Annotated in this window: 23 protein-coding genes; 14 read left to right on the forward strand and 9 right to left on the reverse strand. The window is 44.9% G+C overall.

The annotated features are described in order from the left end of the window. Positions 1 to 514: 514 nt before the first annotated feature. Positions 515 to 3,805, forward strand: coding sequence for a glycoside hydrolase family 15 protein (locus PATL_RS11670; RefSeq protein ID WP_011575086.1), 3,291 nt, complete (start codon positions 515 to 517; stop codon positions 3,803 to 3,805). Positions 3,806 to 4,158: 353 nt separating this feature from the next. Next, positions 4,159 to 4,773, forward strand: coding sequence for a LysE family translocator (locus PATL_RS11675; RefSeq protein ID WP_011575087.1), 615 nt, complete (start codon positions 4,159 to 4,161; stop codon positions 4,771 to 4,773). 93 nt (positions 4,774 to 4,866) lie between these two features. Here the strand turns inward: PATL_RS11675 and PATL_RS11680 are convergent, their stop codons facing one another. Continuing rightward, positions 4,867 to 5,514: a response regulator gene (locus PATL_RS11680; RefSeq protein WP_011575088.1), complete on the reverse strand. Its 648-nt coding sequence runs from the start codon at positions 5,512 to 5,514 to the stop codon at positions 4,867 to 4,869. After that, positions 5,511 to 6,905 (reverse strand): cache domain-containing protein, encoded by a 1,395-nt coding sequence (locus PATL_RS11685; protein WP_011575089.1) that lies wholly within the window; start codon positions 6,903 to 6,905, stop codon positions 5,511 to 5,513. The genes PATL_RS11680 and PATL_RS11685 overlap by 4 nt, the downstream gene beginning before the upstream one ends. 243 nt (positions 6,906 to 7,148) lie before the next feature. Here PATL_RS11685 and PATL_RS11690 point away from each other — a divergent pair, with 243 nt between their 5' ends. From PATL_RS11690 to PATL_RS11710, 5 genes are all read left to right on the forward strand, one after another. After that, positions 7,149 to 8,222, forward strand: coding sequence for a TRAP transporter substrate-binding protein (locus PATL_RS11690; RefSeq protein WP_011575090.1), 1,074 nt, complete (start codon positions 7,149 to 7,151; stop codon positions 8,220 to 8,222). A gap of 141 nt (positions 8,223 to 8,363) precedes the next feature. Beyond that, a complete protein-coding gene (locus PATL_RS11695; protein ID WP_011575091.1) occupies positions 8,364 to 8,894 on the forward strand; it encodes a TRAP transporter small permease subunit in 531 nt (176 codons plus the stop codon). Continuing rightward, a complete protein-coding gene (locus tag PATL_RS11700; protein WP_011575092.1) occupies positions 8,894 to 10,174 on the forward strand; it encodes a TRAP transporter large permease in 1,281 nt (426 codons plus the stop codon). The genes PATL_RS11695 and PATL_RS11700 overlap by 1 nt, the downstream gene beginning before the upstream one ends. Positions 10,175 to 10,192: 18 nt before the next feature. Continuing rightward, positions 10,193 to 11,224 (forward strand): porin, encoded by a 1,032-nt coding sequence (locus PATL_RS11705; RefSeq protein WP_011575093.1) that lies wholly within the window; start codon positions 10,193 to 10,195, stop codon positions 11,222 to 11,224. A 103-nt stretch (positions 11,225 to 11,327) separates the two neighbouring features. After that, positions 11,328 to 11,708: a hypothetical protein gene (locus PATL_RS11710; RefSeq protein ID WP_011575094.1), complete on the forward strand. Its 381-nt coding sequence runs from the start codon at positions 11,328 to 11,330 to the stop codon at positions 11,706 to 11,708. Positions 11,709 to 11,773: 65 nt separating this feature from the next. On the opposite strand, the gene sodC is transcribed toward PATL_RS11710, so the two are convergent. Beyond that, positions 11,774 to 12,316 (reverse strand): superoxide dismutase family protein, encoded by a 543-nt coding sequence (sodC, locus tag PATL_RS11715; RefSeq protein WP_011575095.1) that lies wholly within the window; start codon positions 12,314 to 12,316, stop codon positions 11,774 to 11,776. A 402-nt stretch (positions 12,317 to 12,718) separates the two neighbouring features. On the opposite strand from sodC, the gene PATL_RS11720 reads away from it, so the two are divergent. Next, a complete protein-coding gene (locus PATL_RS11720) occupies positions 12,719 to 13,114 on the forward strand; it encodes a hypothetical protein (protein ID WP_011575096.1) in 396 nt (131 codons plus the stop codon). A gap of 155 nt (positions 13,115 to 13,269) precedes the next feature. Continuing rightward, positions 13,270 to 13,515, forward strand: coding sequence for a hypothetical protein (locus PATL_RS11725; RefSeq protein WP_011575097.1), 246 nt, complete (start codon positions 13,270 to 13,272; stop codon positions 13,513 to 13,515). Positions 13,516 to 13,739: 224 nt separating this feature from the next. On the opposite strand, the gene PATL_RS11730 is transcribed toward PATL_RS11725, so the two are convergent. Beyond that, positions 13,740 to 14,183: a Spy/CpxP family protein refolding chaperone gene (locus tag PATL_RS11730; protein WP_011575098.1), complete on the reverse strand. Its 444-nt coding sequence runs from the start codon at positions 14,181 to 14,183 to the stop codon at positions 13,740 to 13,742. Positions 14,184 to 14,350: 167 nt separating this feature from the next. On the opposite strand from PATL_RS11730, the gene PATL_RS11735 reads away from it, so the two are divergent. Continuing rightward, positions 14,351 to 15,085: a response regulator transcription factor gene (locus PATL_RS11735; RefSeq protein WP_011575099.1), complete on the forward strand. Its 735-nt coding sequence runs from the start codon at positions 14,351 to 14,353 to the stop codon at positions 15,083 to 15,085. A 2-nt stretch (positions 15,086 to 15,087) separates the two neighbouring features. Next, positions 15,088 to 16,440 (forward strand): sensor histidine kinase, encoded by a 1,353-nt coding sequence (locus PATL_RS11740; protein ID WP_011575100.1) that lies wholly within the window; start codon positions 15,088 to 15,090, stop codon positions 16,438 to 16,440. 75 nt (positions 16,441 to 16,515) lie between these two features. Here the strand turns inward: PATL_RS11740 and PATL_RS11745 are convergent, their stop codons facing one another. The 4 genes from PATL_RS11745 to PATL_RS11760 form a co-directional block, all read right to left on the reverse strand. Beyond that, positions 16,516 to 17,772 carry an NAD(P)/FAD-dependent oxidoreductase gene (locus PATL_RS11745; protein ID WP_011575101.1) on the reverse strand — a complete coding sequence of 419 codons (1,257 nt, stop codon included), beginning with the start codon at positions 17,770 to 17,772 and terminating at the stop codon, positions 16,516 to 16,518. Between the two features lie 88 nt (positions 17,773 to 17,860). Then, positions 17,861 to 18,169: a 2Fe-2S iron-sulfur cluster-binding protein gene (locus tag PATL_RS11750; RefSeq protein ID WP_011575102.1), complete on the reverse strand. Its 309-nt coding sequence runs from the start codon at positions 18,167 to 18,169 to the stop codon at positions 17,861 to 17,863. Positions 18,170 to 18,265: 96 nt separating this feature from the next. Then, positions 18,266 to 19,423, reverse strand: a complete 1,158-nt coding sequence (locus PATL_RS11755; RefSeq protein WP_011575103.1) for a cytochrome P450 — start codon at positions 19,421 to 19,423, stop codon at positions 18,266 to 18,268. A gap of 206 nt (positions 19,424 to 19,629) precedes the next feature. Next, on the reverse strand, positions 19,630 to 20,505 hold the full coding sequence (locus tag PATL_RS11760; protein ID WP_011575104.1) for a helix-turn-helix transcriptional regulator: 876 nt from the start codon (positions 20,503 to 20,505) through the stop codon (positions 19,630 to 19,632). A gap of 154 nt (positions 20,506 to 20,659) precedes the next feature. Here PATL_RS11760 and PATL_RS11765 point away from each other — a divergent pair, with 154 nt between their 5' ends. Both PATL_RS11765 and PATL_RS11770 read left to right on the forward strand, forming a co-directional pair. Then, complete coding sequence (locus tag PATL_RS11765; RefSeq protein ID WP_011575105.1) at positions 20,660 to 21,778, forward strand: Zn-dependent alcohol dehydrogenase; 1,119 nt, start codon at positions 20,660 to 20,662, stop codon at positions 21,776 to 21,778. Positions 21,779 to 21,791: 13 nt separating this feature from the next. Continuing rightward, positions 21,792 to 22,604 (forward strand): alpha/beta hydrolase, encoded by an 813-nt coding sequence (locus tag PATL_RS11770; RefSeq protein ID WP_011575106.1) that lies wholly within the window; start codon positions 21,792 to 21,794, stop codon positions 22,602 to 22,604. Positions 22,605 to 22,716: 112 nt separating this feature from the next. Here PATL_RS11770 and lepB read toward each other — a convergent pair whose 3' ends face one another. Beyond that, entirely contained in the window at positions 22,717 to 23,367 is a 651-nt protein-coding gene (gene lepB / locus PATL_RS11775; protein ID WP_011575107.1) for a signal peptidase I, read from the reverse strand. Positions 23,368 to 23,690: 323 nt separating this feature from the next. Between lepB and PATL_RS11780 the strand changes: the two genes are divergently transcribed. Further along, entirely contained in the window at positions 23,691 to 25,847 is a 2,157-nt protein-coding gene (locus PATL_RS11780) for a tetratricopeptide repeat-containing diguanylate cyclase (RefSeq protein WP_011575108.1), read from the forward strand. The last annotated feature ends 27 nt before the right edge of the window (positions 25,848 to 25,874 follow it).

The raw sequence follows: 25,874 nt of genomic DNA on the forward strand, positions 1-25,874 counted from the left end.
TCTTAAATTTCCTCCTCAAATAACTTCCAGTAGTATCCCACAATCACCTCAATAGTAATAATTCTTATTTGCATTTATTTGTAACGACAAATGTAAATAGCACTGCAAACAGTAAGCACTTTGCACCATAATCGCGCCCTAGCACTTGCTTGATGGGAATCACTTGTTAAATAAGACACCAAGAACTTAAACGTTTAAGTTCTTGGTGTTATAGGCTATCGTTAATAAAATGACAGCGTAAAAAGCTGTTAAGTCTTAGACGTGTTATGCATCACGCACCGTGGCGCAAACATTGCTGGAGTTTTGGTTATCTTCAATTGCACATAATAGCAATGCAAGGCCAGCCTTAACCTATTGTTCACTGTTAGCAAACCAAGTTAGATGATATAAGCATTCACAACTTGTTATTACTCATTTTCTGCGTGGGTATCTTACTTGGGTATTACAGGCAAGGTACGCTGCGCAATTTAGGAAGCCTATTGAATCGCTTCCTACGAATTTATTAGGATTTTGTATGCACAACTTAGAATTGAACACCCAATTAGATGCTTATTATCAGCAAATAAAGTCAGTTATTTTAGACAAACAACATCCTGTCAGTGGCCTATTACCAGCGAGTACCGCCATCACGGTCCACGGGAATTACCAAGATGCGTGGGTAAGAGACAATGTTTACAGTATTTTAGCCGTTTGGGGTTTAGCCCTCGCCTACCGCAAAGTCGATAGCGACGATGGCAGAGGCTATGAATTGCAGCAACGTACCGTGAAGTTAATGCGTGGTTTGCTACGCTCCATGATGGCCCAATCCGAAAAAATAGAAGTCTTCAAGAAAACCCGCAATCCTATTGATGCTTTGCATGCCAAATACGACACCATCACAGGTGATAGCGTGGTAGGTGATGCAGAATGGGGCCACTTACAAATTGATGCGACCTCAGTGTTTCTGCTAACACTGACGCAAATGATTGCATCTGGACTCGATGTTATCTGGTCAGACGAAGAAGTGTGCTTTATTCAAAATTTGGTGTATTACATCGAGCGTGCCTATCGAACACCAGACTTCGGTATTTGGGAGCGTGGCGCTAAAAGTAATAGTGGTAGCGTGGAATTAAACGCCAGTTCGCTTGGCATGGCAAAGGCAGCGCTTGAAGCACTCTCTGGTTTTAATCTTTATGGCGCGAAAGGCTCGTTGAGCTCAGTAATTCACGTTATTCCAGACAACATCGCTCAGTCGAACATTACCTTGAGCGCCATGCTCCCCAGAGAATCTAATACTAAAGAAATTGATGCGGCATTGCTCAGTGTCATTGGTTTCCCGGCGTTTGCTGTACCCGATAAAACCCTGTCAGATCGCGTCAGAACTGAAATCGTTACTAAACTTGAGGGCCGCTACGGCTTGAAAAGATTTTTACGTGATGGCCACCAAACCGTGCTTGAAGATGAAGGGCGTCTGCATTACGAAGATAAAGAGTTAAAGCAGTTTGAAAACATTGAATCTGAGTGGCCGTTGTTCTACGCCTATCTCTATTTAGATGCTATTTTCACCGACAATAAACCACAAATTAAGCATTATCGAGACAGATTAGATAATGTACTGGTTGAACAAAACGGCTTTCAATTGCTGCCTGAATTATACTTTGTGCCCGCTGAATCAATTGATGCAGAGCGCGCAAAGCCACATTCACAAAATCGATTACCGAATGAAAATGTGCCATTAGTTTGGGCCCAAAGTTTATTTTTACTCGGTACCATGCTCGAAGATGGTTTGCTCAGACCGGGTGACTTAGACCCCTTGGGGCGCCGCCACGGGAAACCGAAAATGCAGCCTGTTGTTCAGCTGATTTTTTTAGCAGAAGATGAGCTATTACAACAAGAGTTGGCCGCGCACGGTGTTGCTACAGAAACCTTAAGCGATATTGCACCGGTAAAGGTTTATCGGCCAGAGGATATTGCTGCGGTACATGGCCAAGTCGGCAGATGTGACAGTTTAGGGTTAACGGGTCGTATCCCTAGAATGCTAAAAAGCTTAACCACCAGCCGCGTTTATATGTTCAACAAGCAGCGCGCCGTGTGTTTAACCCCCTCTTTCATGCAACACGAGTACTTTTTAAGTTACGACATTGATTTTCTTGTGCGCCGCTTTAAGAGTGAGTTGAGCTATTTGCACTCAAATTGGACCGAAGTTGGGCGCCCGACCGTCACGGTATTATTAACGCATAACTTGTTGGATGGTGATCGCAGTTCGTTTTTTGAATTAATGGCGCAGATTGCCACGGGCGAAGTAGATGATATACCGGTTAAGCATGGCGCTATGGCGCAGCTCACCCCTACATCTGCAGTGGAACGAGTGGAGCAATTAAATGATTTAGTGCTGCCATCAGAGCCCCTACGAGATTTGTTCAGCCATTCTTGCGCCCTGTCGCTATCTGGCAATCATTTGGCGCTCACATCAGACCAAGAGCGAGAGATTGACTCACTCACTGATGCAAATGAGTTGCATGCTCGTCTTGAACACTCTAATAATTTGTATCAACAAATTGCTCTTCTTGCCGCTATGAGCAAGATTTTATCGCTTGATAGCACCATTACCTATCACGGCCAACACCACACTGTTAGGTCGTTAATCGAAGAAATTTACTTGCAAGCAGGTCGGTTGCGTCTGTGGTCTGTGCTGCGTCACGCCTCAGGCTTGTTGGGCAAACTAGATGGTGACTTGGGCTTAGCCGTGAGCGCGTTACTTGTCGCCCAAAAGTTTATTCAAGTAGGCCGTGCTTACAGTGATGAGTCACTTATTTCTAAACCCTTACAAGACGACGAGCTGCTAGCCAAAATCAATCAATTTTGCCGAGAAGATGTGCGCGACCAAGTATTAACGCAAGAAGTATTATTGTCCCTTGGCATGTTGGTGAAGTCTCGCCCTAAACTATTCAGCGAATTGTTAACGGTGCGCGTAAGTTACCTGATTGTACTGCTCACGAGTCAGATATCTCGGGAACATAACAAAACCCCTGATGAGGCGTATGAGCACATCATGAACTTGGCGCCTTCTGAAATTCAGGATCAGATCGAGGCGGTGCTTGAGGAATACCAAAATCTAGCTGATTTGCCGATTAAACTCGAAGAGCTTCATGCTGAATGTGTCTCGGGCAAATTGGATTGGGATCAAGACTCAGGCTTTGAAGAACTCACAGAGCCAACTGAGGGCTGGTATGTGTGGCGCCAGCATCAAGGCGTAATAGACAGACGCCCCGCGGGTTTCATCCCGCAAGTTTGGAGCATCTTTAAGCACACCACTGGGTTAGTTATTGGTAACAAAATGGACAAGCGTAACCGGGTTGCCAGCGATATGGTTCTCAGTGACATGACCCAAGGCGAAGCCGCATTTGCGCTGTTGATAGAGCAGATGTTAAACAACATTCAAGCGCCAGAGTATCGCCAGCTTACGGTGGAAACCATGAGCGCTCTCGGTCGCTTCTTTGAACAAAACCCAAGTTTACAGATTGATGAGGCGCTGATTGTTGATGTAACCATCGGCCATGCTGTGCACCTAGCCTACAGCGAAGTTCACCCTGAACGAATGGATAATTACGCAGAGCATAAAGGCCAAGCCTGGGATAGTTTTTATCATCGCTCTCCCATGGAAACCACCCTATTTATCGTCTCTGCGCTGCGTAAGTTGTTAACGTTACGCTCAGCAAGTGAAGGGTTAGCTAGTGATGAAATAAAGAACATCGAAGCAGCAGATAGCGAACTAACCAGTGATAAAACTGCCAGCGACGCATCGCCTACAGAAGCACAAGAGTAGGCTCAAGAGTAACCTCGAGAGTAGCCTCAAGAGCCATAATTTCAGACGTTCTCAATTTTTTATTGTAAAGGCACTAGGTTTACATCAAATCTAGTGCCTTTTTCGTCAGTAGGCGAAATCGTTCACAACTGCTGCACGTGATCTTGTCAACAAACCATTTAGGCATGTTACACCGCGTTGGTTCATTACATGAGTTCTGCAGGATTGTTTAGGGAGGTATGTTTACAATAAAGAGCAAGGCGATAAACCACAAGTTCGTATGTTTAGGGGACACTGGCAATAGTATTCCTAGTAAATCAATCTGATATGGGTAAACTGCTCGGGTTTTAATTTGCCAACTTGGATGCGCATTCATGCCAGATTTAGCTCTTCTCGCGGTATTTATTCCCACTTTCTTTTTCGTTTCTATTACACCTGGTATGTGTATGACATTGGCCATGACCTTGGGTATGAGCGTGGGTGTACGCCGCACAATGTGGATGATGATAGGTGAAGTCGTTGGTGTTGCCCTTGTCGCTATTGCCGCCGTCATCGGTGTGGCCAGTGTGATGCTCAACTACCCAAGTGTTTTTAACGTGTTCAAATGGGTGGGCGGCGCATATTTAGCTTACTTGGGGCTCAAGATGTGTTTTGCTCATAATAAGGTCACCACAGATCATAACCCTACTTTTACCTCTCGCGGGAAGCTTGCGTCACAAGGCTTTATTACCGCCATTGCTAATCCCAAAGGTTGGGCGTTTATGGTGACCCTTTTACCGCCCTTTATTAGCGTAACCCAATCCCTTACTGGGCAACTTGTTGTGCTGGTGAGCTTGATCATGCTCAGTGAGTTTTTGTGTATGCTTATTTACGCCACCGGCGGCAAAAGCCTGCGCTTATTTTTAAATCGCGGTAACAACATCCGCTGGATGAACGCCATCGCTGGTAGCTTGCTAATTGGCGTTGGCGCCTGGTTAGCCTTTATTTAGGTTGGCCTCTAATAGATAAGCCATTATTAGCGCTTTATCAAACGTGCGATGCGCAGCGCATTGCGAAGCCCAAGTATCAGTGAAGCCCAGGTATCACTTTTCTACCAGCCCATGGTCAACCGCGTAACAGATAAGCTCAGCCAGGGACTCAATATTTAATTTGCTCTTCATATTGCGCCTATGCGCCTCAACGGTTCTAAAACTGATATTAAGAATGCGCGCGATTTCTTTACTCGATTTACCTTGGGCAACATGGGTTAAAATGAGCTGCTCCCGGGTAGTGAGCTTTTGACTGGTGTCTTTGATTGGCTTATCAATCAGCATTTTTGCAATTGAACTGCTGAAGTGGGTTTGTCCCTTAGCGACGGCCTTAATTGCGTAATACACCTCTTCCGATGTCGTGTCTTTTAAAATATAGCCAGATGCGCCCGCTTGAATCGAACTTGTCACAAACTCGGGGCTATCGTGCATGCTAAATATCAACACTTTGGTGTCATCGAGACTGTCAGTGATAATTTCAGTGGCATCGATGCCGTTCATAGAGGGCATACTGATGTCCATTAAGATCACATCAGGTTTTAAATCGAGCGCCTTTTCCAGTGCATCTTTGCCATCATGGGTCATGCCGACAATTTCAATGTCATCATAAAACGACAAACAGGCGCTAAGTCCCCCTTGTACCATAGGGTGGTCATCTACCAGCAATAGTCGTATCGGTTGCTCACTGTGTGTTTCGGTCATACTGAAGGGCCTTGTGTAGCTGTGTGAGTATTAGCGTAGCTAGCTTTTGGAATTCGCGCAGTAACCTGTGTTCCGTCGTTTGACGAGTGTACGTTGAATTCCCCTAGATGATATTCTACGCGCTCGGCCAAATTTCGTAATCCTATCCCATAGTCATCAGGTTTATCTGTGTTGTGGGCATCAAAACCGCATCCATTGTCGCTGATCGTCAACGTTAGCCACTTGTCTTTGATAGTCATCTCGATATTTACTTCGCTGGCGTGTGCGTGCTTTTGCACGTTAATCAAGGATTCTTGCACCACACGATATAAAGTCGTACTGATCCCATTTTGCACTAACTTTCGTACTGCTGGCTTAGTCACATTCACTGCGATCCCTGTTTGTTCACTAAATTCGGTAGCTAGTGCGTCCATTGCGGCAGACAAACCCAACTCGTCTAATATTCTGGGGTGCAAATGATGGGATATTCGGCGTATTTCACTGATAGCATCTTGCAGATTACTTTGGGCGTGCTCCAACGGTTGAGGCTTATCGACCTTGGCTCTTTTCAGCCATAAACCTGTCGCTTCTAATGAGTACTTAATAGAGACCAACACTTGCACAATACCATCGTGTAATTCTCGCGATATGTGCCGACGCTCTTCCTCCTGCATGTTGATGATCTTAAGCCCCAATTCACTGATTTTTTGATCGGTCTTTTTCTTTTGACTTAAATTTAGAATCAGTCCCAGCAGAAATATAAGAAATATGGACGACATGGCTACGAGCAATATGATCTGCTTAGTTTTATTAATGTGCTGGTCAATTTCTCGCTGCAGTTTATTTAGTTGACTGTTTACGTCATCTAAGTACACACCCGTACCAATCATCCAATTCCATTTCTCAAGAAACACTGAGTAACCCATTTTTTCAGACATTTCATTCGCAGAAGGTTTTCGCCAAGGGTAACGGTGAAATCCCCCACCTGCCTTGGCGTTAGCCAGCAGAATTTGTATCGTCTTATCACCGTTTTCGCCTTCAAGCTCCCACCAATTTTTACCGACTCTGTAGGGCTCTTTAGGGTGCACCACGCCATTGCCGTCACCGTCATAAACGAAAAAGTAGCCGTCATTACCGCTGTAGGTCATATCGTGAATTATCTCGGTAACGCGGGCTTTCGCTTCATCGTCATCTATGGCGCTGTTTTCGTAAGCGTCTGACATGGCTGAGACAGCAAGTAGGGTGTAGTTTTCCAGCTCTTGATGCTTTTGTTCAATAAGAAAGTTTTCTAGGGTATCAACACTTTGATTGGAGAGGTCTCGGTATTCATCTGTCACTAAGAAGTACGTCAAGATAGACGTCAATACTACCTGCAGCACTGCAATAAACAGCAGTCTTAAGGGTAAAGTCATATTAATTGCGCCTTGAAGCCGAGCAAATTCAGCGTGTTAAATTATTGTGAACGTTAAAGTAGGATTATTTCAGTCTTTCCGCTTGGGCGCCAACCTACTTCTACCTAGGTAAAACTACCTAGTACAAATGGGTGTTCATACGAATAGTTACACACTCACAAACATTTAACATTCCTCTAACAGTTTTTCACTTGGCGTTAGCAAATCGCCGATGTGACCTTTGAACATTTATGAGGAATTCCCATGAAAGCAACACATTTATTACTCACGTTAGCACTGGCTCTAGGCCTCAATGCGCCAACCAGTGCCGCCGATGGCAAAAAGTATCGCTGGCGCCTAGCGGAAACTTGGGGCCCTAACTTCCCCATATTCGGTGATGCTAGCAAAAACATGGCAAAAATGGTCAAGGAGATGTCTGACGGGCGTCTAACCATTCGCATCGATTCAGCCAACAAACATAAATCAGCGTTAGGCATTTTCGATTTTGTAAAAAGCGGCCAATACCAAATGGGTCACTCGGCATCTTATTATTGGAAGGGCAAAGACTTTAACACCATGTTTTTTACCACAGTGCCGTTCGGTATGACCGCCCCTGAGCAATATGCCTGGTTCTATTATGGTGGCGGTATGGAGTTGATGAAAGAAACCTATGATCAATACGGTATATTGTCGTTTCCTGGCGGTAACACTGGCGTGCAAATGGGTGGTTGGTTCAGAAAAGAAATTAACACTGTTGAGGATTTAAAAGGACTTAAGATGCGTATTCCTGGTTTCGCCGGTGAAGTACTGGCTAAGCTTGGAGCAAGTCCGACGAACATCCCGTCTGCCGAGCTTTACACAGCATTAGAACGTAACACCATTGATGCCTTAGAATGGGTTGGCCCGTCTCTTGATTTACGTATGGGCTTTCACAAAATAGCGCCTTACTACTACACCGGCTGGCAAGAGCCCGCAACTGAACTGCAGTTTATGGTCAATCAAAAAGCCTATGATTCTTTGCCTGCTGATCTACAAAAAATACTCACTGTGGCCATGAAAACCGCTGCTTACGATATGTATTCACAGTCTACCCATGAAAATGGTGTGAACTTAAAAGCCCTGCAAAGCGAATACCCGAATGTGAAAATTCGGACCTTCCCGCAACCAGTGATGAATGCCATTCGTGACGCGAATGACGAGCTATTGGCAGAGTTTGCAGCAAAAGATAAAGAAACAGCCAAAATATTGAAGTCCATCAAGACTTACCAAGAGCAGGTACGCGCTTGGACTAAGTTCGCCGACCAAGCCTACCTAGAAAGCTTCGAGTCAAACGAGTAACAAAAAGGCTTGAAGACTCAGTTTAATGTGAGTCTTCAAGCCTATTCCCTGTCCTTTTACTTACTTTTAATTTTAGGCTGGCTGCCTGTCACGGTTTATTCCATAGGTGACGGCACATAGGCCCTGTGTCAGAGATTTATTATGAATACAGTCGTTAAGTTACTAGGCAAATTTATAGATGGCGTTGGCCATTTATGCAGTGTGCTGATGATGTTAATGATTTTGAACGTGTTTTATGACGTCATCATGCGTTACTTCTTCAATGAAGTCAGTATTGGTATGCAAGAGCTAGAATGGCACTTGTTCGCTGCCATGTTTATGTTCGGGATTGGTTATACCTTAAAAGCCGACGGCCACGTGCGCGTCGATGTATTTTACGACAACTTTAGCCCTCGAGTGAAAGCCTATATCAACTTATTCGGGGCCTTGCTGTTTGTGCTGCCCGTCACCCTGTTGATCCTTTATTACAGCTGGGACTACACCCTTGAAGCCTACGAAATGGGCGAAGGCAGTGCCGATCCTGGTGGCTTGCCCCACCGCTTTATCATTCGCGGTGTTATCCCCGTTTCATCGATGTTTCTGATTTTGTGCGCCCTGTACGTGATGCTCGAACAAATACAACGTCTTAGCGGCACCTTTACCCCCTCCACAGATCATAAGGACGCCATCTAATGACAGGTTTAGTATTATTTGGCATTGCCTTGCTGTGCTTATTCATGGGTTATTCCGTGGCGTTTACCTTCGCTGGGGTATCCGTGCTTATTGGTGTGATTGTGCTCGGCGCAGACCTATTCGCTTTTATGCCTTATCGCATCATGAGCATCATGGAAAACACCACCATGATGGCCATTCCGATGTTTGTTTTTATGGGCATAGTGCTGCAAAAAACCGGTCTAGCAGAGCGCCTACTTGAATCGTCAGCCAAGTTATTCGGCGGTATATCGGGGGGCGTTGCCGTTTCTACTATTATAGTCGGCGCGTTATTAGCAGCCTCTACCGGTGTCGTTGGCGCAAGCGTCGTTGCCATGGGCGTGATTTCCTTGCCCGTCATGCTTAAAAATAATTATCACCAACCGACCGCAGCTGGTGTAATATGCGCCGCCGGCACGCTCGGGCAGATCATTCCACCGTCTATTATCTTGATTATTTTAGGCGATGTAATGGGCGTTCCCGTTGGCGATTTGTTTCGCGCTGCCGTTATTCCAGGCGTATTACTGATAGTGGTGTATACCCTGTACATCCTAATTTTAGGAAAAGTTAAACCTGAATTTTGCCCGCCGATTGACGTCACAGAAGATAAGCGAACCATCATTGTACAAGCCATTAAAGACATCTTTCCGCCACTACTGCTTATTGTTACCGTGCTGGGTTCGATTTTCACTGGTATTGCGACCCCCACGGAGTCATCAGCTATTGGCGCTGTGGGTGCATTAGTGTTATCAGCTATGTATGGGCGCTTTTCATTCAAAGGTGTACACGAAATATCGGGCGAAACGGTAAAAGTCACCGCCATGATCTTCGCTGTGCTCGTCGGTGCTACTGCGTTTTCAATGGTGTTTAGCTACTCTGGTAGCGAATATCTTGTGGAGGACTTCTTCTTAGACTTACCAGGAGACAAATGGACCTTCATCATACTGGCCATGCTGACCATTTTACTCCTTGGTTTCTTTATCGATTTTATTGAAATTTCGTTCCTGATTGTTCCCATTCTGACGCCAGTTGCCATGGTGCTGGATATCGATTTAATTTGGTTCGCCATCTTAATTTCAATGAATCTGCAAACCTCATTTTTAACGCCCCCCTTTGGCTTTAGTTTGTTCTATTTAAAAGGCGTGGCACCTAAATCTCTTAAAACCACCACCATCTATAAAGGCGTAGTGCCCTTTATTTTGATGCAAGTCTTGGTCTTGCTGCTGGTCGTTTTATTTCCTGAACACCTTATATTGCAATAACACACATAGGACATACACATGAAAAAATCTATGCTCGCGTTAGCCATGCTATCCCCCCTTGTAGCCAGCCAATCTGCACAAGCAGAAGTCACCGCTTATGGCCGAGTGCTATATGACATCGTTAAAGACGACACCTCTGATGACCTTTACTTCGGCCGCCACGAGTTCGCTGAATCTACCATAGGTGTTAAAGGCTCTGTTGAATACAATGAACTGACTTTCGGGGCGCAAGTGGAAATTGGCCTAGATGAAGGGGTATCTAATATCCTGCATGACGGCACCAACTCACGCAATCGTATTCAAGAAATATGGGTACAAGGTAAGTTTGGTAAAGTGAAAATGGGGACAGGCGCGAGTATTACTTGGATCGTTTCTGATGTGGATCAATCAGGCACTTGGTGGTCAGACCCACTAGGCATGAGCCAACGCTTTGGCTCAACTCGCCGCGGCCCGGTCGGTGAAAGCCAAACGCCATTCGTTCAAACGCAGTCTATTTTCAGCGAGCGTATCGTGTACGAATCTCCAACGTTTTTAGACGGTGCTAAATTCTACGCCCAATACGGCGAAGACAGCAGTTACGAAATGGCGATTAAATACGCCGCCAACGGTTGGCGCGTTAATGCATGGTCTACTGATTTCGGCGATGCAGACAACGACGAAGACCCGCAAGCAAACATTGATGGTAATAGTACTGCTGGTTTTCTCGGAGCTGAAAGCGGTTACGGTATTCTCGCCGGCTACCTTCATGATTCAGGCGTTAACTTCAGCGCAACTTATGGCGTAGCTGACCAAGTGGACGGTGGCGACCGCGATTTCTTAAACTGGAAATTGGGTTATACCCAAGGCAAGCACGCGGTTAGTTACAGCATGGGTAATTATGCCTCAGAAGACGCCGCGGGTATTGAGGGACCTGACCATACAAGAACTACCGTCGCTTATCATTTTTCTCCTGTGGGCGGTGTCAGTTTCTGGGTGCAAGCGACCAAAGGTGATACTGACGAAGAAGAAAGCTTCAACGCATTTGCACTTGGTGGCATGGTGCGCTTTTAGTAATATTCGCTGTATCTGCATAGCAAAAAGTCCGGCTTCAGTTACACATTTCGCGTTAATGTTGCCGAACTTTTTGCGTTTCCCATTAGGTAAGGATTTTAATATGTGTACACTTTCCAAGACTGCATTAGGCATGGCATTCGCTGGGTTAATGGCTGTCAGTACCGCTACTCTCGCCCAAGAAGAGCTCGAAGGACCAGGCGTATTCTCTGGAGAAAAGGGCGAATTCTCTTTAAGCAAAATGTTCTCTGGCGAAGAAGCTCCCACACAACACCAAGTGCAAGCCCAAGCGAAAGAGCAGAATAATAACTCAACAGTTACAGGCGCGGATGCTAAGCCAACAGCGTTAGGAGCAACCGCACGAAAAGACGAGTTTTCTCAGTTTAAAGCGTACAAAGTAGCAAAAACTAACAACAGCCCAACCTACCAAGAATTTTTGCTGTGGCTCGAATATCAAGACTACAAAAACAATAAAAGCGACTGATTAGTCGCTTTTATTTTGAACCAAATGAGCGGTTCATTATTTACATGACGCTGAGACGTTAGGCGCTATTGTGGGATAACCCCGCACGCGACACGCTCGCCGCCGCCACCTAGTGCTTTGGGTGAATCAGAATAATTGTCGCCACCCGCGTGGATCATGATTGCACGGCCTTCTATGTCATCCAATTCTAACTCTGGAGCGAATACTGGTTGGGTAGCGTTACCTTTTTCATCAACAACCAACGTCGGTAAATCCCCTTCGTGGCCTTCTTCTGACCAAGGCACGCTGTGCTTATCGGTATCTTCTGGGTCATAGTGTCCTCCGGCTGCACCGCCTAACACTTTTTTGCCGTCTTTCATCGACGCAGAACAGTCGCCATTTTGATGAATATGAAAACCGTGAACACCCGGTGTTAAACCACTTAAGTTAGGTGTAAACACCACGCCATCATCATCATAATCCTTAACCATCACGTTGCCGATGCTTTCACCGGTTTCCAGGTTATTCATCACTACTTTTTTACCCTCATCATGATGGGCGGCAATGCTTGTTGCGCTAAGAGCCAAAGAGATCGATCCCACTAGTACTGGTAATAAAAACTTCTTCATAACGTCCTCCAAATTTTGCGATTAAAATTACCGCTGTCATTGAGTCGCCGAGATGCGGTAATCGGTTTTCGACTCAAACAAGGGAGCATAAAATACACCAATGCGACATATACTTGCTTAGACTCCTTTAAGCCGTCTATTACAAGGGTAATAGCGCTCCCCCGTTACTTAGTCGTTTAGTTGCTAAGCCCGCTTAAGGTCGAAAAAAAGCGTTTATTTACTCAGATAGATGAATATTTTACATAGCTTTGACGATGCGTTAGCCGTGTCTTAGCCCAAATAGGCGACTATTACTTTCATATTGCGTCAATATATGCAAAATTTGCCTCGGCTAGCATTAACTTACATATTCAGAAATTTGATATTTCATTGTAAGTATTATCCATATAGGAAGGGGAACACATGAGTCTTGAGCACGGAAATCATCTAATCACAATTGAAGATAATGTAATTGTAATTGAGCTCGCAGGAAGCTTTAACGAATTCGGTGCCAAAGCACTTACTGACGATATAAGAAAAGCAATTAAGCAGTTTGAAGGAGCCCCATTCTGTATATTGATAAACGACTTTGCCTTAGAAGGGATAACGCCAGAAGGCTACAAAGAAATTGATGAGTACAACGCGTGGCTCAATACTCAAAATATGATTGCCAAAGCGGTCGTGGTCAAAATTGACATATTATCCAAAATGGAGGAATCGCGTATTCCCGCGAAAGCCCAGCAAAATATTAAATCGTTTAAAAATATACCTGACGCTTTACTTTGGCTAAAGATGCAAACAAAACGCGCCGCCACATAACAGGTGGCGTTCTGCTGATTGTGGCCCGTCACTTATGCCGTTTACCTGTCTGCAAGGCGACAAACTCAATAGGATTCCACCGCCTTGATTTCAAACGCAGATAGCCAACTTAAATGCCTTATAAGTAATGACTGAGTATTAAAAAGAGGTACAGGATGGAACTCTCACATGGACATTATTCAATCGTGCTTGATGAGCACATCGTCACGATTTCCCTCACTGATAATTTCAATCAGACCAGCGAACATGCCCTGGTTGTTCCATCCGGTGCCGTTCGAAAAATCAACGACCCGCGAATTCTTGTAAAGGCGAATCAGAACGCTCGTAGCTTTGACAATGTGCCTGATGCACTTGTTTGGTTAAAGAAAGAGGCCGCCATAAGCGACAAGCCAGAAAATTAGTTTCTAATCCCCCCTTAACAACATGGAGAGACTCTTGAGTATCAAAAATACTGCCCAAAACTACGGTTTTCTAACATCACTTTATGAAACATGACCGAACCTTGAACAAAATGACAAGGGGTCAGTAGTTCTGAGTAGGCTTTCACAAAAAACAGAGCATCTTTTGCAAGATGCTCTGTTGTAATGTTAAATGAAATCAGGCGTTATGTACTTGATTTAATTAATTACGCTTTGTCGTCACGTTTCTTATGATGGCGTTTGGCACGCTTCTCACTGATCTCATTAAATTTTTCAAGCTGTTCAGCGGTTAATATTTGCTGCACTTTGATCCGCATATCGGCCATTTTCAACACTCTTGCTTTTGCACGTTCCGCACTTAAATCGGCGAGTTGACTAAGCTCTTGCTCATAACTGGCGTCGCTGGGATCAAGCGCCGCTAGTTGCGCTTTAAGCGACGTTTGTGTGCCCTTTGCTGGGCGGTTCGCTTTCATTTCTTCTTTCAACGCTTTAAGTTGATCTTTTTGCTCATCGCTTAAGTCGAGCACGCGTGCCATTTTATGAATGGGTAAGAAGCCTTGGCCTCTGTGACCGTCAGAATGCTTTGCACCAGCAAAAGCCGTTGTTGCAATACATGCACTTAATAAAACGCCAGTAATTAATTTTTTCATCTTAATATTCCTACTTAGTTTGGGTCATTAAAATAAATGACGTGGGTAAAAGGTTTATCTAATCAACGGGGCTCAGTATGCACATTACGTTCGATAAGTAGGGTTAAGCTAGTGTAAAGTTCAGTAAAGTTAATCCTAGATGAATGTAAAGCGGGTAATCTCTGCCTATGAAAAATGAAAAGTACAAAATCCTATTAGTAGACGACGATGAAACTCTTTGTTCTTTGCTGAGCGAGTTTTTGCAAGAAGAAGGCTTTGAGGTTGAAACGCTGCATTCAGGTAATGCCGCCACAGAGCGCTTATTGCAAAGTGATGAATTCGACACGGTAGTGCTCGATATAATGATGCCTGGCATGTCCGGACTTGACGTATTACGTAGCGTGCGCGCTAAACGCCAAGTTCCTATATTAATGCTAACGGGACGTGGCGACGACATTGACAGAATTGTGGGTCTTGAAATGGGCGCCGATGACTATTTAGGTAAACCCTGTAACCCAAGAGAACTCAGTGCACGGATTAAGGCCATCATTCGTCGCACCGAAAACTCCCTTGGCAACGGCGCAGCGGGCAAAACGATTGTGCATGCTCTGTTGCATGGCATAGAGCTCGATACTGGCACACGTACCGCGGTTGTGAATAACACCACCCTGCCATTAACCAGTGCGGAATTTAATGCGTTAAGTTTATTGATGGAGCGCGCTGGGCAAACCATTACCAAGCAAGACATGACGCAAGAAGTGCTAAACCGCCCACTTGAAGCTTATGATCGCGCCATGGACGTACACATTAGCCGAATTCGACAAAAACTATCCTCACAGGGGATAAACGATGTGATCAAGTCAATTCGCGGCGTCGGTTATCAGATGTTAACCGAGCAACAGCCAACCCAAAGTGACGACTAAGCATGGCAAAATTTAGCACTTTGTTAGCATCTACGTATCACAAGATAGGCTTCAAACGCTTGTTCTGGCGCGTTTTTATTTGGTTTTGGTTATCCAGCTTGTTGGTGATGTTTGCCACCAGCTTTGTGATCATCAGTAAATACTCTTCAGAAGACTACACCAAACGCTACAGCAATGACGTGCTCACCCAAGCGGAGCGGATCGTATGGCGCTATGAGCAGACGTTGATTCCACATGCAAACCGGTCGATAAAATTAAAAAATTGGATCAATAAAAAAGAGAACCGCCGGGGTCATCTGATGTCGATGCTGATAATGGATGACACTAACCAGCGTATTTATCATTACCGCTTTAACAAAGTAAAACCTGAAGACCGCCTCGAATACTCGGTGTTAGGTCCCTCGGGGCGAAGCTACCTAGTTTTCAGTAAAAAACCGCAAGCGCCTAGGATATACACGCAACTAATGTATCGGTTCCAATCGCTGCAGTTCGTTTTCATTTTTTTTGCATCGGCATTGGTCAGTGCGTTACTCAGCTGGAGTATAACGCGACCATTAAATTATCTCGGTTCGTTTAGTCGTCACTATGCCAACAAGCAAGAAGTTGCCCCACTGCCGCGTGCATTGCTTACCCGAGGCGATGAGGTGGCTGATTTAGCCCAAGACATCGAATTTATGATCAATAAAACTCATGCCGCAGCCACTGCTCAGCAACAATTACTGCATGATGTATCCCATGAATTGCGTGCCCCACTGGCCCGTTTGCAAGTATCGGCTGCACTTATCGAACAGAAAAGCCCAGACAGTCGTCACGTTAAACAAATACACAATGATTGTTTGCGCATTGATCAACTTATTCAGCAGATCCTCGATTACTCTAAACTTGAACAGGGTAACCCAGCTCAGGAGCCTTGTAGTATTAACGCGTTGTGCGAGCAAGTGATTAAAAACATGGCCGTTACCTATCCTAATATTCCAGTCACATTCAAAGCGGATAACAAGGCACAGTTAAATGGCTACCCAGAAGCATTATTGCAAGCATTCGACAACATCATTGGTAATGCCTGTAAATATTCATCTGACGGGCAATCAGTAGACATTAGCGTACACAACAGAGAAAACAGTATCGTCGTCAGCGTACGGGATCATGGCCCTGGCGTGGATGAAAGTGAAATGGCTAAATTACTGCAACCCTTTTATCGCGCTGGCAATAAAATGCACACCAATGGGTTTGGTTTAGGGCTGAGTATCGCACTTAAGGCCATCAACAAACATCAAGGCGAACTTCGTATGTCAACACCCGACGGTGGCGGATTGCTTGTTGAAATAATACTGCCTCAAGATACACTCGCTTAGCATATTGGGACTCTAGCCATATATGATCAGAGCCCTCCCCTCAATATCGATATTGCGCAATATTGTGCGCGGCTGCTAAGCGAACTCTTTGATGATAGACGCTGACAAAGGCGCGCTATTATCCGTGAGTTTATTTTTATCTACCTGTTCCATGGCGTTAATAAATTTTGTGCCCAAGACATAAGCTTTGGCATTATTGACGGCATCTACGGCTAACAACTCATTCCCTTTAAAATACCAAACCGAGAAACTATCAGGTTTATCTAACTCTTTGCGCATGACAACATCATCGTAGCCTTGTGATAAGCCCACCATTTGCAACTTAATATTATATTGATCCGACCAAAACCAAGGCACAGGCTGAGTTTTGAATGCTTTATGGCAGATAGCAGCGGCGGCCACTTTCCCTTGGTCTAACGCATTTTGCACTGATTCAAGTCGCAACCATCGTTGGTAATGCGGGTTAAACTGGGCGCAACAATCACCGATAGCAAATATATCCTGTGCACTGGTTTGATTAGCTTCATTAACCACTATGCCGTTGTTGATCTCCAAATTGGCTTTATCCGCTAAAGCAGTGTTCACTCGCACACCCACGCCCACTATGATGATATCCGCAGGGTATTCGCTACCATCACTGCAGACAACGCTATTCTCATTTGCGTTTGTTTTTATCTCACTGACGTTTTTATCATTATGTACCTCTACGCCATGCTGGCGATGCAAGGCATAAAAGTAGTCAGACATCATAGGTGCAGTCACCCTCGCCAATAACCGAGGCTCTCTCTCTAGCACTGTCACTACCGCGCCAGATTTTCGTAACGAAGCGGCAGTTTCGAGTCCCACATAACCTCCGCCTATCACAACAACGCGTTTTTGCTCACTTTGTTTAAACGCGGTAGCAATGGCATGTGCATCATCTGCGGTACGAATAGTGTAAAGGTGCTTAGCAGAGTCAATCCCAGGGATGGGTGGAGTGATCGGGCTTGCCCCAGTGGCTAATACCAACTGGGTGTACGGATGGCGCGTACCATCATCAAGCAAAACCTGTTTGTTCTTACTTTTAACATCCACCACGCTCACCCCTAGCATCAAGCTAATGTCTGCTTTTTGATAACCTTGTTCTGGTTTTAGCAACTGGCCAGCAGGTTCATTTGCAATCAAGTGTGTTTTTGATAAAGGCGGCCGGTGATATGGCAGGTTACAGTCTGCATCAATAAGAGTAATACGCCCCTCGTAACCCTCTTTACGTAGGGCAAACGCTAGGTTAACACCGCCATGACTCGCACCGACTATGATGCATCTTTGTCTTGAAATCGTTGTGCTTGTCATGACTCAGTCACCTTTTATGCTCATTTTTATTCTATGCCAATACATATTTGTGGATACTTTACTTGGGTGCAAAGTAGGTTGTTGCTGGTTAGCCTGCTACGGTCAGCACTAAACCATCTAGCGCTGGCGTAATGTTAATTTGACAACACAAACGGCTGTATTCATTGGCATCATCGTCAAGCTCTAGCATGTCTTTTTCAATCTCACTGGCTTCGCCCACTAACGCATACTGCTCCTGTGCCACATGCACATGGCAGGTTGCGCAAGAGCACACGCCTCCGCAGTCCCCATCAATACCTGCAACATTGTTTTCTACTGCTAGAGCCATCACTGAACCGGACTCGCCCTCGACCACAACAGGAATATTGCCTTGTGTCATAAATGTAATTTTTGCCATTTTCTAACCTTCTTTATTTTTCGCTTTCATGCGTGACAATCGTGCACGCGGATCGCTGGTAAAGTGAACTACCCACAGGATGAGTAACGCGGAAATTTATCGAGGATGAATATTAACGTGCAGTTTATGAAACCCCACTTTACGTTCGAATTCGCCCAAATATTCTATGTTTTCTTCGAAATCAATAATGTCGATTGAGCCCACTTTAGCCATCAAGGTTTCAATCAATACCCGCATAATTTGCCTAGCATGTGTGGCCCCTAAACAGTTGTGATGACTGAAACCAAAACTCACATGCGGGTTTAACTTTCTATCTAAGATGACGTCATTTGGCGATTCGAAAACACTTTCGTCGCGATTGGCCGATGCCCAACAAAGGGACACGCGAGAATCAGCTTTAATCGCATGTTCACATACTTGAGTGTCTTGCGTGACCACGCGGCCCATCTGGGTGAGCGGCGTGAAATAACGAATAAGTTCTTCAATCGCACGGCCAATAATTTCGGGCTCATTACGTAATCTAGCCAATGATTCAGGGTGCTGCGCAAAGTAGCTGACCGTATTTGTCACGGCGTTGATAACAGTGTCTCGCCCGCCCGCAAAGGTGAGTATCATGATCCCTTTGATTTCTTCGTGTGTTAGCTTTTTGCCCTCAACCTCTGCCGCTAACAATACACTGTACAAATCGCCCTCTGGATTGGGGGATGAGGCCTTTATTTTTTCATCAATGTAATCATATAGGATGGCCGCTTTGTCGCCATCTAGGGGGTCATCTTCACTGCGAAACACATGCGTACCCCAGCCAATCCATGTATCTGCTTCATCTGCGTCGGTATTAAGTAATAAGGTAAGCGCACGCGATTGCAGGCATAGTGCAAAGTCTTCTACCACGTCAATGCTATCGGCCTTTAATACGTCATCCACCAAGGCATTAACTTGCTGAGCCAAGGTTTCTTGGTACTGCGCCTTTAAGGGGCGTTTAAACCAAGGGTCAAGCAAGGAGCGAAATGCGCCGTGTAACGGCGGGTCCACTTCAAAAGGTATTTGCCGAGTGTCACGAATGTTCACTTCAGAGGGAATAACGATGCGCCCTGGGGCTGCACCAGATTGAAAGGTCTTCCAATTGTGCGCTGTCTTACGCACATCTTTGAGACGTAAAATCATGGTCACAGGATCATCTTGATCGTTCATATGCGCACACCCACTTGACACGCGAGCTTCTTTAAACGGATCTGAAGATTGGTAATTTTTCATTATGAGCCCCATGCAGTCTTGATGTTGATAACAACTGTTTAACAACTTGAGGACTATCTTAAGAGCGTAAAAGAAAGATAAATACCTAGATACTCACTAAAAATATCAAATTTCGACCTTGATTAAGGGCTGATGAGTGAAAAATAGGCGTTTACACCTGAAAAATAACATATTCGTATACAAAGGCCGGTGAGAGAATAGTGTTTTTAGGCTGTTTCTGCGATCAACATTCTGCGATTTATATCGCTTCGGTATTGATAAGGCGTTACGCCGTAATACTTTTTAAAATGAGCAATGAAGTGGGATGGGCTGGAAAATTCCATCTCGTAACTTATTTGAGTGACAGAGTATTTGCTTTGACTGAGCATTCGAGCCCCATGATAGAGCTTGTGTTGCAAAATATAATTGGCGTAAGTGTGACGAAAGACACTTTTGAATAAACGAGAAAAATGAGAAGTCGATAAGTGACATTTTTCAGCAGCCTCCCCCACCGACAAATTAACATACTTATCGTGTTTAAATAGATTAATCACCGGCAGCAAACGCGAAAATCCGTGAGATTGTTTTAGGGTATGCTCGCTATTTTGCGTCACCGCTTGCGCCTGATCCGCAATCCACAAAAGTAGTAACGACAGTAACGTAAGGCTCTTCTCACTGCGAGGTTGCTGTTCGAAACACTCCACCAGCCACCTGGTTTGTTGCTGAACGATCAACGTATTCTTGCTGTCCATTCTCAGGTGCATGCCGCGGTTAAACATTGGCTTGATAGATTGAAATTGCGGCAAATCAAGCACTTCAGGTAAGAACTGAATCAGGTACCAAGACTTAGCCTTAGGGCCTATTTCATAGTTATGTACTTCTAGCGCGGGTGTTAGCACTATGTCACTATTGTGTAATGTAGAGTCTCCTTGGCTTGAAAAGTAGCTGCCCTGAATATCTTCAAAAATAATCAGTTCATGTACTTCATGAAAGTGCATCAAACATGAATACGGCTCTTCTTCTTGATAACTTACTTTTTGTATATCGAATAAATATTCTTTGGCGATACACAAAGGCTCACAATAGACATTTTGTTGCTTCACCGGAACCTCATTGTTAACAGTCAATCACTATCAATATAAATCAGTCTACCCTCATTTTTGATACTTTGTCACCGGAATGTGACATAAATTGGCGCGGGTTCATGCTCTAATTTTGATACTTTTACAGAATAGAAAAACGTTGAGAGATCACCTTATGCAACACGTCGAACGCCAATCTAAAGCTATTGTGTCAAATGGCAGGGGCCAATACGAATTGGTCACTCTGCGAGTGTCGGCCCCAGGGAAAGGTGAAGTACGAGTCAAAATACAGGCCTCTGGTTTATGCCACACCGATTGGGACTCCATTCAGAATTGGGACAAAACCTTTGTTGTTGGTCATGAAGGTGCAGGTGTCATAGACGCTGTTGGTGAAGACGTCACCGGATTGAACGTAGGCGATAAAGTAATACTTAATTGGTCAATCCCCTGTGGGCACTGTTTTGCTTGTCAGCAAGGAAATGTACACATTTGTGAAAATAACTCGCCCGTGTGCGGCAATGGCCTTTGCGGACATGCTCACGCCAGCGCGACAACGCAATCGGGTACGGCAATCGAGCGTTCGTTTCATTTAGGAACGTTAAGTGAATACACGGTCGTCAAAGCAGCGGCGATAGTTAAATTCGAGCATGACATCCCCTTTTCATCAGCCTCTATTGTGGGCTGCGGCGTTATGACAGGCTATGGCTCGGTCGTTAATGCAGCGCAAGTGAAAGCCGGTAGTACAGTCTGCGTCATTGGCTGTGGCGGGGTCGGTTTAAACGTGATTCAAGCGGCGCGTATATCTGGCGCGCGAAAAATCATCGCAATTGACATCAACCAGGAACGACTTGAGCAAGCGAAAGCATTTGGCGCCACCCACGGAATTATCTCTATTCAAAACGATCTGGATTTTGCCCAAATGAGTGCATTGGTGAAAGAACTCACGCAAGGACGAGGAGCTGATTATGCGTTTGAATGTACGGCAATTCCCGCGTTAGGCTCGGCTCCTTTGGCGCTTATTCGAAATGCGGGCACAGCAGTACAAGTTAGTGGTATCGAGCAGCGCATTGATTTTAACTGTGAGTTATTCGAGTGGGACAAAATTTACATGAACCCCTTATATGGTAAATGTAACCCACAAACGGACTTTCCAGCTTTATTGGACTTATATTCAAATGGCCAACTCAAGCTCGATGAACTCGTGACAAAAACCTATTCACTGGAAAACGTGGCTGATGGCTTTGACGATATGCTCAACGGGCGTATCGCTAAAGGCGTTATCATATTTGATTAATCAGGAGACACCCTTGAGCATTAAACAACTAGAAGTATCGGCCCCTGAATATAGCCCAGCAAAGACACAATTCGTGACCATCCACTCTAGCTATTTAGATGCGCGCCACGACATCAGCTTGTATAACGCATACTCTACTAAGCCCGATATTCCGGTCATACTGTTTTTGCACGGTGTCTATGGCAACCACTGGGTTTGGATGAATCTAGGTGGCATACATCAGGTTTATGACGCTTTGCAAAATCAAGGGTTAGAAGAGTTCTTGCTGGTGATGCCATCGGATGGGGGCTTAAAAGATGGCTCTGCTTATCTGCCCCTTGGACAAACAGGTGATTATGAGAAGTGGATAATCGACGATGTCATTCAGGCGGTTAAACAAGTCAAAGTCCCCTATGTCACAGACAAAAGCCGTTGGTATATTAGTGGCTTATCCATGGGCGGATACGGCGCTTTGCGTTTGGGGGTAAAATATCCTGAGCAATTTAGCGCAATATCCGCGCACTCATCTATCACCCGAATTGAAGACATGGCGCAGTTTGTTAATACCCCTTTATCCTTTTATGATTGCGCCAATGCCAACGAAACAAACATATTATATTGGGCGGGAAAAAACGCCGCAGCTCTGCCCCCTATTCGTTTCGACTGCGGCACTGATGACCCTCTGCTTGCATCTAATCAGTGGTTAAATCGCCAATTTCTTGCCTTTGGCATCGACCACATGTACCAAGAGTATCCTGGGGCACATCAATGGTCATATTGGCATGAGCATGTGGCAAAAAGCTTTACATGGTTTTCAAATATCGAAAAAAGTCATAAAAAGCGATAAAAAGCAGCGTAGTGAGTTGCTTTTTATCGCACTGAGAATGTAAATGACTTTGACAGCATTCACTTTTGCTAATTAGCTCGCTCTCCTGCTAATAAGATTACCGCTTCCAGTACTACAAATCATGTAGAAACCGGTCAGATCTTGGCAGGTAGTAATTGTCATAGTCCAAAGACATCACCACCTGTTTCGCCCTGCCGATAATTTCATCACGTGGTATTAAACCTATCACGCGGGAGTCAGCACTGTTATCGCGGTTATCCCCCATAGCCAAATAGTAATTTGAGGGAATGTCTACCGCGCGGAAGTTTGCTAACGCAGAGCCGTTATTTGCCACGCGGATACGGTGTTGAATGCCCAGCAGATCCTCCGTGACCTCAGTGAAATTATCTATGTTGGCTAAATCTGCATAACCAATTTGTCGCCCGTTAATAAACAGCACGTTATCCATTAATGCGACGGTATCCCCGGGCACCCCTACCACACGTTTGACCAATCTTTTTTCTGATACTGCAGAGTCGAATACAATAATGTCACCGCGCATCGGATCAGCTAACTTGTACAAAGAGTGATGAACGAAAGGGGTACTCACGTCATAGGCTAATTTATTCACGAGGATCCGGTCACCCTCGACTATGGTCGGTAACATAGAGCCTGTCGGCACTTCGTTCCAATCGGCCACAGCACTTCTAAACACGCACATCAAAGCAATGAACAACACCATCGCTCTGTTGTCTTTATACAGTTTAGTTAATTTTGTCATCATCTTAAGCCCTTGTTTATCCGAGCATTGTTTATCTGAGCAGACATGCTGCTATCGGCTGCGTGTTATCATCGCTATACAAGCACTTAATATTGCAGCTAAGCGCCAATAATATCGTGTTCATTTGTTACCAATAATGTACGAAGCGTAAAGTGCGTTAACATTGGACTCATGACCTCCCTTGATGTTTGAATGAAAAATGAGCGTTTAATGCTACCTATGACTTTTTACCCATGTAATACTTGAATACTATTTATGCTGCGCACCTCATTTGCGCAAGTGTAAAGCGTAAGTTTTTGCTTAGCACTATATACACGGAGTTCACTTTGGATTGGAGGAAACCAATAGCACGACGAAATGCTGTTTTTTTATGCGCACTGTTATGCCATGGCAATGTCATAGCTCAAGTCGGTGTTAACCCGTTTCAAGTAGACCACATTCCTACTTATACTGAAATCAATCCGCTTAAACGTGCTATTGAGCTTGCCCGTAAGCAAGGCGAAATGAACAAAGCCGAAGCACTCACTGAGCAGTTTCAGCAGCTAGCGGTTAGCAAAAACGACGCCTTAGCACTCGCTGATGTGTATTTTGAACAAGCAAGGAATACCATGGAGCGCAATCATTATGCGCCCGCACATGACTTGCTCAATAAAGCCATCAATGTGTATCAAGAACAAGGCGATCAGGCCGGACTCGCTAAGGCATATCGGCAGCGCGGATTAACCTATCGCTACCAATCTAACTATCCTCAGGCTTTAGAATACATCTATTCAGCTATGCAAATCAGTCAGCAGCAAAATGATACTTCTGCCGTTGCTTCTACCTACAACAGTATAGGGCTTGTGCTGGAGAAGATGGGACTGCTAGAAGGTGCAGCCCAAGCACATCAAAGTGCATTAGAAATGCATCATGAGTTGGATGATAAAAATGGTATCGCCAGCGCCCTGTACAACCTTGGTGACCTTCGACGCCTGATGGGAGACGACAAACTCGCCCTGACTTATTTTCAAGACGCTCTTAAAATAGATTTAGCCTCTGAGGAAAAGAAGTACATTGCTTATAGCCACAATAAAGTCGGCTTCCAGTTCATTCAACTCGCCGATTATGAGCAAGCTAGATATCACTTAACAGAAGCTTTGACGCTCTTTCAACAGATTCAAGCGCCAAGAGACACAGATTGGGCAATATTGTCCATGGCTACCTTAGAAATGAACTTGGGTAACTTACCCCTTTCTCGTACCATGTTAGACGGTGTTATCGAGCGAGCAATTGACAAGCAGTATAAGAGCTTATTGGTTGATGCTTATCGCACATCTGCGCAATTAGCCCTACTTGATGAAGATACTGAATTGGCATTGCAGCACATTGATGCGGGTGTGACACAAGCCAAAAAGAATAATGAATCCCATGACGAAGCGCTGCTAGAAGCGTTACGGGTAAAAGCGTATCTGCAGGAAGATGCCCTCAGGCAAGCCTTAGATGCTTTGCTTTATCAAAAAAAGTTAGACGATGAAATACTCAACACCACTCGAATCAAAACTATAGCGACACTGCAATCTCAAACAGAGTTCGTGCGCCGTGCCCAACAAATTAAATTATTGGAAAAAGAACAGGCGTTAACTCAAGTCACATTGAAGCAAGCGCAATGGAGCAGAAACGTTTGGCTAGCGTCGATTGTCGTCAGTGCCATTTTATTTGCCCTTGTTTACGGTCGTATTTCCCAGCGCAGATTAAACAAGCGACTTAGCGAAGAAGTGGCAATTCGTACACTTGAATTGAGCCAGAAAAATGTCGAGTTACAAGCCGCTTATCGGGAAATGGAAGCCATTAGCCTAACCGACAAGCTTACTGGCATTAACAACCGGCGCTTTTTAGAGAATCACATAGAAACAGATTTGGAAAAAAGCCAACGAATTTATGATGATTGGCGAGATGGTAAAACACCCACACCTCACCAAGGGGATATTGTCGTTTTCATGATTGATATGGATCACTTCAAGCGTGTGAACGATGAACACGGTCATCATGTTGGTGACGAAGTGTTACGGCAACTTACAAAGCGCCTAGCGCGCGTGTTTAGGCAGTCAGATTATCTAGTGCGCTGGGGCGGTGAAGAGTTTGTTGGGATCGCGCGTTTTATAGATCGTAGTGACGCGCCCCTGTTGGCTCAGCGCTTACTTGATGAAGTCAGCGCTAGTCCATTTCGTCTTTCAGATAAAGCACTGTCTCACTACACCTGCTCTATCGGTTATGTGTGTTATCCGCCGATTTTAGAACACAGCCAGCAAACGGATTGGAAAACCTTGATCGCCCTAGCCGACGGATGCTTATATCAAGCCAAAAAAAGCGGACGTAACGCCTGGGTGGGCATTGAAAAAGTTCACCAACCGACGTTGGACCTTATTGAGCTGTGTTCGCAATATTTTGAGGACTCGGCTCCTACTAACAAGATAACCGTGTTGACCTCGCAAAAATCCCACTAAGCGAATAATTTATCACAGTGATGATCA

This window comes from Paraglaciecola sp. T6c, assembly GCF_000014225.1.
Lineage (GTDB): Bacteria > Pseudomonadota > Gammaproteobacteria > Enterobacterales > Alteromonadaceae > Paraglaciecola > Paraglaciecola atlantica_A.